The organism is Ilumatobacter sp. (assembly GCF_965215205.1).
Classification (GTDB): domain Bacteria; phylum Actinomycetota; class Acidimicrobiia; order Acidimicrobiales; family Ilumatobacteraceae; genus Ilumatobacter_A.
Map to the genome: position 1 here is coordinate 2,381,261 of NZ_OZ244049.1, position 14,993 is coordinate 2,396,253.

Annotated in this window: 11 protein-coding genes; 6 read left to right on the top strand and 5 right to left on the bottom strand. The window is 71.5% G+C overall.

Annotated features, from left to right (window positions below; all coding sequences use genetic code 11):
* Positions 1-28: 28 nt before the first annotated feature.
* The gene (locus ACOOHC_RS11240) at positions 29-2,341 is read right to left on the bottom strand and encodes a transglycosylase domain-containing protein (RefSeq protein WP_420450499.1); all 2,313 of its coding nucleotides are present in this window, start codon (positions 2,339-2,341) and stop codon (positions 29-31) included.
* A 129-nt stretch (positions 2,342-2,470) separates the two neighbouring features.
* On the opposite strand from ACOOHC_RS11240, the gene ACOOHC_RS11245 reads away from it, so the two are divergent.
* Both ACOOHC_RS11245 and ACOOHC_RS11250 read left to right on the top strand, forming a co-directional pair.
* Positions 2,471-3,433 (top strand): TIGR03621 family F420-dependent LLM class oxidoreductase, encoded by a 963-nt coding sequence (locus ACOOHC_RS11245; protein WP_420450500.1) that lies wholly within the window; start codon positions 2,471-2,473, stop codon positions 3,431-3,433.
* A gap of 10 nt (positions 3,434-3,443) precedes the next feature.
* Positions 3,444-4,286, top strand: coding sequence for a hypothetical protein (locus ACOOHC_RS11250; RefSeq protein WP_420450501.1), 843 nt, complete (start codon positions 3,444-3,446; stop codon positions 4,284-4,286).
* On the opposite strand, the gene glgC is transcribed toward ACOOHC_RS11250, so the two are convergent.
* Positions 4,273-5,517: a glucose-1-phosphate adenylyltransferase gene (gene glgC / locus ACOOHC_RS11255; protein ID WP_420450502.1), complete on the bottom strand. Its 1,245-nt coding sequence runs from the start codon at positions 5,515-5,517 to the stop codon at positions 4,273-4,275. The genes ACOOHC_RS11250 and glgC overlap by 14 nt on opposite strands.
* Before the next feature lie 54 nt (positions 5,518-5,571).
* Here glgC and ACOOHC_RS11260 point away from each other — a divergent pair, with 54 nt between their 5' ends.
* From ACOOHC_RS11260 to ACOOHC_RS11270, 3 genes are read left to right on the top strand one after another with little or no spacing between them, the layout of a single operon-like run.
* Positions 5,572-5,838, top strand: coding sequence for a hypothetical protein (locus tag ACOOHC_RS11260; RefSeq protein ID WP_420450503.1), 267 nt, complete (start codon positions 5,572-5,574; stop codon positions 5,836-5,838).
* Positions 5,829-8,759 (top strand): phosphoenolpyruvate carboxylase, encoded by a 2,931-nt coding sequence (ppc, locus tag ACOOHC_RS11265; RefSeq protein ID WP_420450504.1) that lies wholly within the window; start codon positions 5,829-5,831, stop codon positions 8,757-8,759. The genes ACOOHC_RS11260 and ppc overlap by 10 nt, the downstream gene beginning before the upstream one ends.
* 45 nt (positions 8,760-8,804) lie before the next feature.
* The gene (locus ACOOHC_RS11270; RefSeq protein ID WP_420450505.1) at positions 8,805-9,896 is read left to right on the top strand and encodes a TauD/TfdA family dioxygenase; all 1,092 of its coding nucleotides are present in this window, start codon (positions 8,805-8,807) and stop codon (positions 9,894-9,896) included.
* Between the two features lie 47 nt (positions 9,897-9,943).
* Here the strand turns inward: ACOOHC_RS11270 and ACOOHC_RS11275 are convergent, their stop codons facing one another.
* Both ACOOHC_RS11275 and ACOOHC_RS11280 read right to left on the bottom strand, forming a co-directional pair.
* The gene (locus ACOOHC_RS11275; protein ID WP_420450506.1) at positions 9,944-10,717 is read right to left on the bottom strand and encodes an exodeoxyribonuclease III; all 774 of its coding nucleotides are present in this window, start codon (positions 10,715-10,717) and stop codon (positions 9,944-9,946) included.
* Positions 10,717-12,465, bottom strand: a complete 1,749-nt coding sequence (locus ACOOHC_RS11280; protein WP_420450507.1) for a histone H1-like repetitive region-containing protein — start codon at positions 12,463-12,465, stop codon at positions 10,717-10,719. The genes ACOOHC_RS11275 and ACOOHC_RS11280 overlap by 1 nt, the downstream gene beginning before the upstream one ends.
* A gap of 203 nt (positions 12,466-12,668) precedes the next feature.
* Here ACOOHC_RS11280 and ACOOHC_RS11285 point away from each other — a divergent pair, with 203 nt between their 5' ends.
* The gene (locus ACOOHC_RS11285; RefSeq protein WP_420450508.1) at positions 12,669-13,307 is read left to right on the top strand and encodes an HAD-IA family hydrolase; all 639 of its coding nucleotides are present in this window, start codon (positions 12,669-12,671) and stop codon (positions 13,305-13,307) included.
* Here ACOOHC_RS11285 and ACOOHC_RS11290 read toward each other — a convergent pair.
* A complete protein-coding gene (locus tag ACOOHC_RS11290; RefSeq protein WP_420450509.1) occupies positions 13,300-14,979 on the bottom strand; it encodes a diguanylate cyclase domain-containing protein in 1,680 nt (559 codons plus the stop codon). The two genes, ACOOHC_RS11285 and ACOOHC_RS11290, sit on opposite strands and share 8 nt — an antisense overlap.
* Positions 14,980-14,993 lie beyond the last annotated feature (14 nt).

The window sequence follows — 14,993 nt, forward strand, 5'->3', positions numbered from 1 at the left end:
TGGCGGGCGGGCTCGGGTCGAGCCGACGTCAGCAGGGCGAGACGCGCGTCGACAGCGGGACCGTCGGCAGCGGGGCGTTCGGGTCGAGGTTGTCGGGTGGGATCGTCGTCCCGACGTCCTCCTTCGCGGTGATGACGACGATCGGCGTGGTGCGAACCGGGGCGTTCGTCGCCGGAGCGCTCGACTCCGTGGGCGCCGCAGTCGTCGCGGTCGTCTCCTCGGTCTGGTTCCCGGTCTCGATCCCGGCCGAGGTCCCGTCGTCTCCCGACGCTCCCGACGCTCCCGGCGACGGCGTCGACACCGTCGGGGTCTGGTTCGCGATGACGTCGCCCCCGGTCCGGCCGACCACCACGACGGTGCACTCGTTGCCCGGGAGCACGATGCGGGCGTTGGGTCGCTCGGGCGGCGCCGGGGCGTCCCAGTCGACGACCGGCATGCCGGCGCTCGCCGCGTCGGTGAAGCTCTTCCAGATCTCCGAGGGGTAGGTGCCGCCCTGGACCCGCGGCACGTCGAACTCGGGGATGCCGACCATCGGGGTGTAGGCGTCGGGGTTGCCCACCCAGACCGCGGTCGCGAGCTGGCGGGTGCCGCCGACGAACCACGCGTTGGTGTTGTCCTGCTGCGTGCCCGTCTTGCCGAACGCGGGGCGGTCGTCCTCGAGGTCGTCGAAGCGGGCGGTGCCGTAGTCGAGCGTGCCCTTCAAGATGTCGACCGTCTCGAGCGCGACGTCGCGATCGAGCACCTCGGTGCCGGGGTCGAAGTGGGTGTGGATGCGCTCGCCGTCGGCGTCGTCGATGTGCTCGACGTAGTACGGCTGGTGGTGCACCCCCTCGTTCGCGAGGGACTGGATGCCGGCGGCCATGTCGAGCGGGCTCATCTCGTTGGCCCCCGTCGCGAAGCTGATGAACGGCTGGATCGGTTCGCGCTCGGTGGAGGGGATGGACCGGTTGAGGTAGTCCGACGACGCCATGCGGTACGTCGTGTCGACGACCCGGTTCAGCCCGACCGCTTGCGACAGCCGGGCGAAGCCGCAGTTGACCGAGCGGGCCGTGATGTCGCGCAGGTCGCCGATGAAGCCGGTCACCCCGCCGTCGATCGTGTAGACGGGCTCCTCGAGGTCGCCGGGGTTGTCGAACGAGCAACCGATGCGTCCGTCGATCTCGTCGCCCGCCTGGGCACCGGCCTGGATGGCCGCGGCGAGGATGAAGTACTTGATGCTCGACCCGGTCTGGCGCGGGGCGAGGGCCATGTTCACCTGGTCGTCGGAGGAGAAACCCCGCCCGCCGACCATCACCCGCACCGCGGCGGTCTCGGCGTCGAGCGACACCATCGCCGCCTCGAACCCGCGTGTGTTCTGCGGGAGCAGCTCCTGGGCGCGCTCTCCCGCGATCTGCATGTTCGGATCCAGGGTGGTGTGGATCCGCAGACCGCCGCGGAAGAGCTGGTTGTACCGCTCCTCGTACGTCGCCCCGAGGATGGTCGAGCGGTTCAGCAGGTGGTCCCGCAGCGCCTCGGTGAAGTAGGTCCGCTCGTTGGTCCGGGACTCGATCGTGCGCACCCGCTCGGGGATCGGCTCGGTCTCGAAGATCTCGTCGGCACGCTCCTCGGTGAGGATCTGCTCGCTCACGAGGCGATCGAGCACCTGCCGCCACCGGGCACGGCTGCGCTCGGGGGAGTTGATCGGGTCGAACCCCGACGGGGAGCGCACCAGCCCGGCGAGGAACACCGCCTCGATGAAGGTGAGCTGGTCGACCGTCTTGCCGTAGTACGTCTCCGCCGCCGCCTGGATCCCGTACGCGTTGTTGCCGAAGAACACCGTGTTCAGGTAGCGCTCCATGATCTCGGGCTTCGACCTCTCCTTCTCCAGCCGCTTGGCGTACTGGATCTGCAGCAGCTTGTAGCGCCCGTCGCGCTCGAGGCCGGCGAGGAAGTCGTTCTTGACCACCTGCATGGTGATCGTCGAGGCACCCTGCTGCGGGGCGTCGGAGGCGAAGTTCGACAGCGTGGCGCGGAACAGGCTGCGCACGTTGACCCCGTCGTGGGTGAAGAACTCCTTGTCCTCCACCACGAGGAACGCCTGGATCACCTCGACGGGGATGTCGTCGTACGCGATCGGCTGGGAGTTCTCCAGCTCGTACAGGGCGATCTCGGTGCCGAAGCGGTCGTAGACGTACGTGCGCTGCGCGAGCGGGGTGAACTCGGGCAGCACGACCGGATCCTCGGCGTGGGCGTTCGCCACCTGCCACAGGCGCGGCGCGACCGCGACGACGATGGCCACGATCAGCAGGGCGCCGCCGGCGACGACCAGCGCGAGGCGGGGGATCCACGACAGCCGCTGCATTGCCTCACCACGGTACCGCTCGGGTCGGCGCCGCAGGTGTCATGTCGGCCGCTCGCGACGACCCGCCACGACGTCGCTCGGCGGCACCGCGGCGGAGCGGGGTGGCGCGCCCGGGTACGGTCGACGTCGATGAGCGACGACACCAGCCCGTTCCCGATCCGGCCGTTCCGCTTCGGCGTCCAGACCTCGATCGCCCCCTCGGGCGAGGCGTGGGTCGAGACCGCTCGGCGGATCGAGGGCCTCGGGTACTCGACCGCGACGATCCCCGACCACTTCGACGCGCAGTTCGCGCCGATGCCCGCGCTCCAGGCCCTCCTCGACGCGACGACGACGCTGCGGGCGGGGGCGCTGGTGTTCGACAACGACTACAAGCACCCCCTCGTGCTCGCGAAGGAGCTCGCGACGATGGACGTGCTCAGCGACGGGCGCGTCGAGATCGGCCTCGGCGCCGGCTGGATGCGGTCGGACTACGACGCCGCCGGGATGACCTACGACCGAGCCGGGGTGCGCGTGGACCGGTTCGTCGAGGGCCTCGCGGTCATCAAGGGCCTGATGGGTCCCGGCCCGTTCTCGTTCGAGGGTGAGCACTACGCGATCCGCGACCACGACGGCCAGCCCGCGCCGGTCCAGAGCCCCCACCCGCCCGTGCTGATCGGCGGCGGCGGGCCCCGGGTGCTCGGGATCGCCGCTCGCGAAGCCGACATCGTCGGGGTCAACGGAACCCTCGACGCCGGGGTGATCGGACCCGAGGCGATCGCCACGATGACCGGGCCCGCCGTGGTCGACAAGGTCGCCGTCGTCGCGGACGCGGCGCGCGAGGCCGGCCGGCTCGACGCGATCGAGATGAACATCCGCGCGTTCTTCGTCAGCGTGACCGACGATCGCGACGGCCAGGTCGCCGGGATCGCCGAGATGATCGGCGTGGAACCGTCGATGATCGAGGAGTCGCCGTTCGCGCTGATCGGCGACGTGGACTCGATCGTCGACGATCTGGTCGCACGGCGCGAGCGGTTCGGGTTCAGCTACGTCATCGTCGGCGGGGACCAGATCGACGCGTTCGCCCCGGTCGTCGACCGGCTCACGGGGACCTGAGACCGCAGCCGTGCGCCGTCGTGCGCCGTCGCGCACCCGCGTCGCGGTCGTCGGCCATCACGCCACCGCCCCGCTGGTCGTCGCCGCCGGCCTGCTCGACTGGGAGGTGACCTCCACGGCGGGCCCGACGGCCGAGGAGGTCGCCGGCGCGACCGGAGCGACGATCCGCTCGATCGAGGAGGCCGTCGACGACCCGCGCGCCGAGATCGTCGTCGTCGGCACCCCCGAGGACCGCCGGCTGGACGACGCGCGCCGTCTCGGGCTCGCCGGTTCGGCGGTGGTCGTCGTCCCCGGCCGCGTCGACGCCGACCGGATCGACTGGACCCCGGCGTCCCCGCTCGTCGTCGGGGACGCGCTGCTCCACGCTCCCGTCGTGCGGCGGTGGCTCGGTCACCTCGGTCGGTGCGTGGGGCGCGGCGACGTCGTGCGCCACCTGTCGCTCGCGTGGTCACCCCCCGCCCCCGACGACGGCTCGCTGTCGAGCTCGGTCGCCGGGATCGCCGTGGTCGCCCGCCGGATGGCGGGGCGCCAGCACGTGGGCGGACCCGACGTCGTCCGCCGACGCGACCGCGGCCTCGCGACCGTCGAGCTGCAGTTCGCGACCGACACCGCCGTCGCCCGCGCCGAGGTGTTCCCCACCCCGGTGCTCGAGCTCGACGGCGACCCGATCGAGATCGGGGGGACCGACCACCCCGCCGTGGCGTTCGGCGCGGTCGAGGTGCTGCGCGGCTTCGCCGACGACGTCGCGGCGGGGCGGGCGCCGGTGCTCGGGCTCGACCACCTCGTCGCGGTGGAGCGCGAACGCCGCAGCTGGCCGGACCGGGAACGTGACGGAGACGTCAGCGGGAGCTGAAGTCGTAGTCCTTCGGCAGCACGACGACACCCTCGTCGCTCACCGTGAAGTGGGCCATGTCCTGCTCGGGCTCGAGGCCGAGGCGGGTCCACTCGGGGACGACCACGTTCTTGTCGACGATGCAGCGGTGCACGCGGGCCCCGGGCCCGATCACCGTCCCCGGGAAGATGATCGAGTCGGTGACGTGGGCGTCGTGGTCGACGTAGCAACCGGGTCCGATGATCGAGCGCTCGACGTGGCCCCCGCTGAGGATCGAGCCCTGGCACAGCAGGCTGTCGTCGACGTAGGGCGGCTCGCCGCCGCTGCCGCGCGAGACCTTCGCCGGGGGCAGCGCCCGCCGGCTGGTGTAGACGGGCCAGCGATCGTTGTAGAGGTTGAACACCGGGTGGGGCGCGACGAGGTCCATGTTGGCGTGGAAGAACGCGTCGAGCGTGCCGACGTCGCGCCAGTAGCCGCGCTCGCGCTCGTCCTGACCGGGGACGACGTTCTTCGAGAAGTCGTAGACGCGGGCGTCGCCCGACGCCGTGAGCGCCGGGATCACGTCGCCGCCGAGATCGGTGTACGGGTGGCGCCCGTCGCCGTCGGAGGGCGGGGTCACGATGTCGATCAGGGTGTCGGTGTCGAACACGTAGTTGCCCATGCTCGCAAGGCACCGCGTGTCGTCGCCGGGCATCGTCGGGGGGTGCGCGACCTTCTCGTGGAAGTCGATGATCCGACCGTCGTCGGCGGCCTCGATGACGCCGAACTCGCGCGCCTCGTGGATCGGGACCGGGATGGCCGCCACGGTGACCCCGGCCGAGTGGTCCAGGTGCTCGGCGACCATCTGGCGGGGGTCCATGCGGTAGATGTGGTCGGCGCCGAACACGCACACGATGTCGGGACGCTCGTCGTGGATGAGGTTGAGGTTCTGGTAGATCGCGTCGGCGGAACCCTGGAACCAGTACGGCCCGCGCCGCATCTGGGCCGGGACGGGGGTGACGTAGTCGTCGAGCATCGCCGAGAACCGCCAGGTCTGGGTGATGTGGCGGTCGAGGCTGTGGCTCTTGTACTGGGTCAGCACCACGATCTTGCGGTAGCCGGCGTTCGCGAAGTTGGAGAGCGCGAAGTCGATCATCCGGTACGTGCCGGCGAAGGGGACGGCGGGCTTCGCCCGGTCGGCCGTCAGCGGCTGGAGGCGCTTGCCCTCCCCTCCCGCGAGGACGATCACGAGCACGTTCGGATCGGAGGCCACGGGAGGAAGGTACCCGCCTGCGCGCCGCCCGGCCGGACCGGTGCGTCGGCCTCGATGCGCCTCCACCGCCGATCCGCCGTGCGCGCCCGCCTGCTGATCCCGCTGCTGGTGGCGGCGGGGTGCGGCGGCGGCGGCGACCGGCGCCTCCCCGGCGACGTCGAGGTCGTGACCGGCCGACGCCGCGATCTCGAGAACGGGTGGGGTGGCGCGAACCACGAGCCCACCCTCGCCCGCCGAGGCGCTCGCTCCCCCGCCGCGACCCGCCCCGCACCCCGGGTGCGCACGTGCGATCGCCCGGGCGTCGACCGCCGATGGTGTTGACTGTTCGGGTGCCCGACGACGACGTCTCGACTCCCCCCGTGCCGCGCCCGGGCGACCCGACCCCGCCCGCCCGGGACGAGCCCACGGCAGGGTCGGGCGGCGAAGCCGTCGGGGACGACATCCGCCTCCTCGGTCGGCTCCTCGGCGACGTCGTGCGCGAGCAGGCGGGCGACGAGGTCTTCGAGCTGGTCGAATCGGTGCGTCGGGCGGCCGTGCGCGGACGGCGCACGGGGTCGAGCTCGGTGGACGAGCTCGAGTCGATGCTCCGTGACCGCCCGATCGAGCAGGTGCTGCACGTCGTGCGCGCCTTCGACTGGTTGTCGTTGCTCGCCAACACCGCCGAGGACGTCCACGTCGAACGACGACGCCGTCACCACCTCGCGGCCGGTTCGGCCCCCCGACCCGGGAGCCTGGCCGCGACCGTGCGCGACCTCCTCGACGGCGGCGCCGACCCCGGAGCGATCGCGGCGCTGCTCGGCGAGATCGAGGTCAGCCCGGTGATCACCGCCCACCCGACCGAGGTCCGCCGCAAGACGGTCCTCGACGTGCTCTCCGACATCTCCGATCTCCTCGACGCGCTCGACGACCTCGCCGAGGGCGACCGTCGCCGCGACGACGTGCACCGTCGACTCGCGGTGCGCGTGCTCACCTTGTGGCAGACCGCGATCCTGCGCCTGTCGAAGCTGCGCGTCGGCGACGAGATCAGCGATGCGCTGCGGTACTACGAGGCCAGCCTGTTCGAGACCATCCCCGCGCTCGGAGCGGACGTGGAGCGCCTGGCCGCCGAGCTGCTCGACCACCCCGACATCGACTCGACCGGGATCGTGACGATGGGATCCTGGATCGGCGGCGACCGCGACGGCAACCCCTTCGTCACCGCGGAGGTGCTGCGCGCCGCGGTCGATCGCCAGGCGCTCACGGCGCTGGGCCACCACCTCGCCGAGCTCCGCCGGCTGTCGGTGGAGCTGTCGATGTCGCAGCGCCTCGTCACCCCGACGACCGAGCTCACCGCGCTGGCGGAGAGCTCCGGGCACGATTCGCCGTTCCGCGCGGACGAGCCGTACCGGCGGGCGTTGCGCGGGATGTACGCGCGCCTGCACGCCTTCGCCGTCGACGTGCTGGGTGACGTCGCCGACGAGCTCGCGGCCGAGCCGCCACGGGTCGTGCGCGACCGCTACCCGGACCTCGACGCGCTCGGCGCCGACCTCGGGATCGTCGCGGACTCGTTGCGATCGCACGGCGCCGACGACCTCGTCGAGGTCTCGATCGAGCCGGTGCGGCGCGAGCTGCGGGTCTTCGGAGCCCACCTCTGCGGTCTCGACATGCGGCAGAACTCGGCCGTCCACGCCGACGTCGTGGCCGACCTGCTGCGCGGCGCAGGCGTGTGCGACGACTACGCCGGGCTCGACGAGGACGCCCGCCGCGAGATCCTCTCCGCGGAGCTGCGCGGACCGCGCCTGCTGCGCACCCCGGCCGCCTCCTACTCCGAGCGCACCCTCGGTGAGCTCGCCGTGCTCGACGAGGCCGCCGGCGCGGTCGACCGACTCGGCTCGCGTGCGATCCCCCACTACGTCATCTCGATGGCGACCGCCGTCAGCGACGTGCTCGAGGTGTGCGTCCTGCTCAAGGAGGTGGGCGTGCTCCGGGTGGCGGGCGACGGCAGCTCGACGAGCTGCGCGCTCGACGTCGTTCCCCTCTTCGAGACGATCGACGATCTCAGCGGTTCGGCCGACACCCTGCGCGACCTGCTCCGCCATCCGACCTACGCCCACGTCGTCGCGTCGCGCGGCGGCCTGCAGGAGGTGATGATCGGCTACTCGGACTCGAACAAGGACGGGGGCTACCTGGCCTCGCAGTGGAACCTCTTCGCCGCCCAGGCCGCCCTGGTCGACGTCGCCGAGGCGGAGGGCGTCCGGCTGCGGTTGTTCCACGGACGGGGAGGCACCGTCGGGCGTGGCGGCGGACCCGCCTACCAGGCGATCCTGGCCCAGCCCCCGGGGTCGGTCGATCGCTCGATCCGGGTGACCGAGCAGGGCGAGATGGTCGCCGCGAAGTACGCCCAGCCCGCCCTCGCCCGCCGCAACCTCGAGACGCTGGTCGCGGCGACCGTCGCCGCCTCGCGCCGCTCCCACGGCGACGCGACGTCCGAGCGGCACCGCTCCGCGATGTCCGAGCTGGCCGCTTCCGCGCACGACGCCTACCGCTCGCTCGTGTACGGCGACGAGCGCTTCGTGGACTTCTTCCGCCAGATCACGCCGACGGACGAGATCGCCTCGCTGAACGTCGGGAGCCGGCCGGCGTCGCGCACGGCGTCGCGCGCGATCGAGGACCTCCGCGCGATCCCGTGGGTGTTCGGCTGGACCCAGTGCCGGTTGATGATCCCGGCCTGGTACGGGGCGGGGTCGGCGTTCGAGGGGTTCGCGTCCGCGAACCCCGGCGGAGCCGACGTCCTGTCGGAGATGTACCGGACGTGGCCGTTCTTCCGCACGATCACGGAGAACATGGGGATGGTCCTCGCGAAGGCCGACATCGAGATCGGTCGGCGCTACGCGCATGCGCTCGTCACCGACGACGCCGCGCGCGACGACATCTTCGGTCGCATCGAGCACGAGCACACCCTCACCCGGCGCTGGCACGCGCGCATCACCGGGTCGGACGATCCGCTCAGCGACAACCCCCTGCTCGCACGCAGCCTGCGGAACCGCTACCCGTACCTCGATCCGCTCCACGTCGTCCAGATCGACCTGCTGCGACGCCACCGCGAGGCGTCCGAGCGCGCCGGCGCCCGAGACGGCACGAGCGGCGACACGGGCGGCGCCGACGACCATGACGTGACCGCGGCCGGAGAACGGGACCTGGTCCAGCGTGGGATCCAGCTCACGATCAACGCGATCGCGACGGGCATCCGCAACTCCGGCTGATACGGTTCCCGATCGATCTGGTCGGGTTTCGAAGGAGGGATCGGGATGGCCATGGTGGAGCAGTCCGAACTCCCACCGCTCGACGACGTCGTCGAGCCACGCTGGTGGACGGGTACGGCGCCGATCGACGCCGGCGAGTTCACCATCGACTGCGGCGGACGACTCGGGCCCGACGACCTCTCCGGTGGCGGCGATCTCGCCGCACGCGTGCGCGAGACGTTCGACCGGGTCGGCCTCGTCCACCTGACCGACACCGGGTTGAGCGAGCTGGTCGACATGCGCGCGGTCGCGAAGCTGGTGATCGACGCCGAGATGAGCTACGAGGGCGGCGCCAACCCACGCAGCGACATCGCGCCGAACGTCTACGAGATCGGCGCTCCCCTGTCGGCGTGGTTGCACTACCACCACGAGATGGCCTACGTCGGCCGCAGCACCAGGGTGATCAGCTTCCTCGCGAAGGACGTGCTGGCCCCCGCGGGACCGGGTGACGACGGCGTCAGCCGGGGTGCGACGTTCGTGTCCGACTCCGTGGGGGCGACCGAGGAGCTGCTGACCACCGAGCTCGGTCGCAAGCTGCGCGACCTCGGGGTGTGCTACCACCGCAACCTCACCGACCGGGACCGCTTCGCCGGCGTCACCGAGTACGGGGTGTACAACCACTGGCAGAAGTCGTTCGGGACCGATGATCCCGAGGCGGCGGCGGCGGCGGCGCGCTCGCAGCGCCTCGCCGTCGACTGGGGCGACGACCGCCTGATGCGCACGCGCTACTACTGCCCTGCGTTCGAGTACTTCGATCACCTGGATCGCAACGTCCTCTACAGCAGCCTCGCCGATCACGCCATCTGGTTCGACACCTGGCCGCTCGTGCAGCACCTCCCGCACGCCGAGCGCCCCCTGCACATGACGTTCGGCGACGACAGCGAGATCTCGGCGGACGAGATCCAGCAGTGGCTCGACCTGTACGACCGGTTCGGGATGCCGATCAACTGGCGGCGAGGCGACGTCGGCGTGATCTGCAACCATCGGTGGGCTCACGGCCGCCCGAGCATCCACCTCGAGCCCGGCGAGTCACGGACCCTCGGGGTCGTCCTCGGCGATCAGTACGACCGCGTGGGGGTGCGCACCGACAAGTGGTGACGTGACGCGCCGACGGGTCGGGGTGTCGCCCGGCGGGCCGTGCCGGCTCAGTCGGCGAGGTCGACGAGGACGGGGGCGTGGTCGCTCGGTTGCTTGCCCTTGCGGGCGTTGCGGTCGATCGCGCTCCACCTCGCACGCTCGACCACCGACGCCGAGCACATCAGCAGATCGATGCGCATCCCCCGTCCCTGGTGGAAGTCCCCGCGTCGGTAGTCCCACCACGAGAACACGCGGTCGGCGTCGTGGAACTCCCGGAACACGTCGATGAGGCCCCAGCTCTCGAGCTCGGCGAGCCGGTCGCGCTCGGCGGGGCTGCCGTGGGTCGCGCCCACGAGGACGTCGGGGTCCCACACGTCACGGTCGTCGGGTGCGATGTTGAAGTCACCTCCGACCACGACCTGGCCATCGCTCGACGTGTCGACGTCGAGGTGCTCGAGCAGGCGACCGAGCCACCACAGCTTGTAGGTGTAGTGGTCGTCGTCGAGCGAGCGGCCGTTGGGGACGTAGACGCTGCTCACCCGGACCCCGCCGCAGGTGGCGGTCGCCAGGCGGGCGTCGGGGTCGGGGTCGCCGTCACCGGCGAACCCGGCGACCACGTCGTCGAGCCCGACCCGCGACAGGATCGCGACCCCGTTCCACTGGCCCTGGCCGTGGTGGGCGCTGGCGTACCCGCGTGACTCGAAGGCCAACGCCCCGAACGCGTCGTCGGCGAGCTTGGTCTCCTGCAGCAGCACCACGTCGGGTTCCACGTCGTCCAACCACTCCTCCACGCGCTCCTGGCGAGCACGCAGCGAGTTGACGTTCCAGGTGACGATGCGCATCAGCCGTCGGCGGCGTCGGGCGACGTGTCCTGCGTGACGTCCGCCGTCGCCGCCTCGCTCGTGGCGGCCTTCTTCGACACCGCCTTCTTCGTGGCGGCCTTCTTCGTGGCGGCCTTCTTCGTGGCGGCCTTCTTCGTGGCGGCCTTCTTCGTGGCCGCCTTCTTCGACACCGCCGTCTTGGATGCCGCCTTCTTCGTGGCGGTCTTCTTCGTGGCGGCCTTCTTCGTGGCGGCCTTCTTCGACGCCGCCTCCTTCGGGGCCGCCTTCTTCGTGGCGGCCTTCTTCGTGGCGGTCTTCTTCGACGCCGCCTCCTTCGGGGCCGCCTTCTTCGTGGCGGTCTTCTTCGTGGCGGTCTTCTTCGTGGCGGTCTTCCTCGCGGCCCTCCCGCTCATGACCTCCTCCTCGGTGCTCCGACCCGTGGACGGTGCCGTCGGGGTGGTGGTCCCCTCGCTCACGTCATCGGTCGGGATGGTGGTCTCGCCCACCTCGACCTCGGCGTCGCTCGTGGCACCCGCCTTCCTCGACGCAGCCTTCCTCGACGCAGCCTTCTTCGACGCAGCCTTCTTCGACACCGCCTTCTCGGATGCCGCCTTCTTCGTGGCGGTCTTCCTCGTGGCGGTCTTCTTCGTGGCGGTCTTCCTCGACGCCGCCTTCTTCGTCGCCGGCGATTCGTCGTCGGTCCGATCCAGGGCGTCCGCGACGTCGGATCCGTCCTCGGTCTCGGCGGCCTCGGCCTCCGCGATCGCCTCGTCGGCCATCGCCGGGAGCGCGCAGTCGATGCTGCGTCGAGCCGCCGCGAAGCTTACCACCACCACGGTCACGGTCTCTTCGACCTTCATGATCTGCTTCGCGCTGCGCGGCGCCGGGTCGGCCATCAAGCGGAGCGGGACGTACCCCCGGACCCCCGTGTCGCCGATCGCGATGTACGCGCCGTGCGACGAGTAGGCGTCGACGACGCCCTCGATCGTGCTGCCGACCGGATGGTCCTCGACGAACTCGAGGAACGGCATCAGCTCGTTCACGGCCTCGTCTCCCGTGGGCGCCGCCTTCGAGCGACGTGCGGAGCGGCGCGATCCTCCCGAGGACTCCGACGCCGGAGCGACGGCTGCGTTCACCCCGCGATCGTCGGCGGGGGCCTCGATCGACGCCGCGGCACGGCCGGGCGGCGGCGACTTCGGCGTCGGCATCGGCTCGGATGCCTCCTTGCTCGCCGTGCGCCCCCCCTTGTCGACCTTGGCCGACGACCGTCGCGACCGCCCCCCGGAGGAGCGCCGCGACGAGCTCGACGAGCCGCGCGTCGCCTTGCGGCTGACCGGGCCACGCACCGGCACGCGGTCGACCCACACCCAGCCCACGTGCGGGACCGGCTTGCCGCCGATCAGGCGACCCTCGTCGAAGAGCCACTCGTACTCGCCGTGGAACTCCTGGAACGAGTCGTTGGACAGCACCGACGCACCCGCCTTGTCGGCGATCCCCAGCACGAACGCGTCACCGCGACCGACGGCGCCCGCCGGAGGCGCGACCAGCTCGTTGTTCGCGATCCCCGCCTCGAACTCCTTGACCTCCTTCTTGTCGATCCGGTGCCCGAAGGTCGCATCGACCACGACGGTGATCGCCGTGTCCGGGTGCTCCTCCATGAACCCCTCGACCGCTTCGCTCAGCTGGGCGAGGCTCGGCATCGAGCGGCCCTCCGTGGCGATGTTGGAACCGTCGACCACGACGTGGTCGGGTCCCTTGTTGCTGCTCATCTCGCGTCGTCACTTCTTCCTGTCTCGTCGTCGGCTCCGACCAGTCGTGCGCCGGCAGCCGGGCTCGGACCTGCCGTGTGCACGGGCCGAGCGCCTCCCTGATGGTAAACGTTCCGGAGCGGCCACACACCGATCCCCCCGGCTGCGGCCCGCCGCGCCGTCCGCGCGGTCGCACCGGCGACCTGCTCCGTAGGCTCGCCACGATGAGCGAACGTCGTGTCCGTGCCGTGCTGTGGGATTTCGGTGGGGTGATCCTCACCAGCCCGTTCGAGGCGTTCAACCGCTACGAGGAGGCGAACGCCCTGCCGACCGACTTCATCCGGTCGGTCAACGCCACCGACCCCGACGACAACGCCTGGGCCCGACTCGAACGTGACGACATCGGCGCGGCGGAGTTCGACGAGGAGTTCGCCCGGGAGTCCGACGCCCGCGGGCACCGGGTCCCCGGCCGCGACGTGCTCGCGCTGCTCGCGGGGTCGGTCCCCCCCGAGATGGTCGTCGCCCTCGACCGCGTCGTCGAGGCCGGGTACGCGACCGCCTGCCTCACCAACAACGTGGTCTCCGACGACTCGGTCCCAGCGCGCCCCGAGGTCGGCGAGGTGATGGCGCGGTTCGACCACGTCGTCGAGTCGAGCAAGGTCGGCGTGCGCAAGCCCGAGCCCCGGTTCTACGAGATCGCGTGCGAGAAGGTCGGCGTGGGTCCCGCCGAGTGCGTCTTCCTCGACGACCTCGGGATCAACCTCAAGCCCGCTCGTGCGATGGGGATGACCACGATCAAGGTGGAGGACCCCGCGCTCGCGATCGAACGCCTCGGAGAGGTCCTCGAGCTCGACCTCAGCTGACGCCGGGTGCGCCCGCGCCGTCGGGGCCGTCGACGTGGAACCCGTCGCGCCCGCCCGCCTTGGCCACGTACAGCGCCGCATCCGCTCGGCGGATCAGCTCCTCGGCCTCGTCGGCGCGGCCGGTCGCGACCCCGATGGTCACGCTGACCCGACACCTCTCGTGACCGGAGACCGCCCGCTCGATGGCCACCGGGGCGCTCGAGATCGCGCTGACCACCCGGCCGGCGATCTGGTCGGCGGCCGCGGTCCCGTCGGGGACCCAGACCACGATCTCGTCACCCCCGACGCGCGCGACCACCGAGCCCTCCGGGACGCAGGACCCGACGCGCCGTGCGACCTCGACCAGGACGTCGTCCCCCGCGCCGTGGCCGTGGGCGTCGTTCACCGCCTTGAAGTGGTCGATGTCGACGTACATCAGCGCCCCGGTTCGACCGTTCGCGTCGAGCAGCGCCTCGACGAACCCGGCGCGGTTCGCGAGGCCGGTCAGGGGGTCGTGCGTGGCGGCGCGTCGCAGGGCCGCCTCGCGCGCCTTCTGCTCGTGGATGTCCCGCGCCATCATCACGTAGCGCACGACCCGGCCGTCGACGATCTCGGCGGTCACGCTCATCCACAGGTCGATCGCGTCGCCGTGGACGTCGACGAAGCGCGCTTCGCCGCTCCAGGCACCCTCCGCGAGGAGGATCGGTTCGAGCTCCTCGACGTAGCGCGCCGCGAGTTGCGCGCCGAACGGCTCGGCGGTGGACGGAGCGGAGCGATCGAACCGCGCGAGGAGGAGACGAGCCGCCTCGTTCAGGTACGTGTCGGTGTCCACGTCGAACGTCACGATCGCGTCACCGGCGGCCTCCACGATCGACGCCAGGCGATCGGTGCGTCGTCGCGACTCGTGGAGCTCGTGGACGTCCTCGAGAGCACCCACGTAGCCGATCACCTCGCCGTCGTCGTCGGTGACGAGGTTCACCCGGGAGATGACCCACCGCCAGGAGCCGTCGACGTGGACGATGCGGTACTGGGCGCGGAAGGGCCGCCCCCGCCCGAGCTCGCTCAGCGCTCCCATCACGACGATCTCGTCGTCGGGGTGCACGATCCCGAAGGCGGGGAGGTCGGGCACCTCCTCGACGCCCAGGCCCGTGAGCTCGGTGAAGGTGGGGTTGACGTAGGTGAACTGCCCGGCCGGTGACGCCTCCCAGACGCCGACGGGCAGCACGTCGGTCAACGTCTCGAAGCGCGACGACTGGGTGACGAGGTCGTGGCGGACCCGCTCGCGGCGCTCGGGATCGCTGATCCAGAGGTCGACGGCGACGTCGGGGTCGCCCACGACCGGGCAGGCGGTGAAGGTCAGCCGCCGCGCGCCCCTCGAACCGCACGGCGGGTGGTAGGTGAGGATCCGGGCGGCCCCCTGGCCCGTGCGACGGGTCAGGGTGGCGGGGTGGTCGTCGATCTCGACCTGCGCTCCCGAGTCGTCCGTCACCGTCCACCCCGACGGGACGGGCGGACCCCCGCGCAGGCACGTGGGGTCGACGCCGATCAGGCGGTCGGCGTCGCGAACGGACACGACGTCACCGTCGTGGTCGACGAGCATGGTGGCCTCGCGCAACGACAGCTCGAACGCCCGGTAGCGGCGGCGGATCTCGGATTCGCGGTGCGCGTCGGTGGTCGACGGCGTGACGGGCACACGACGTCATCGGC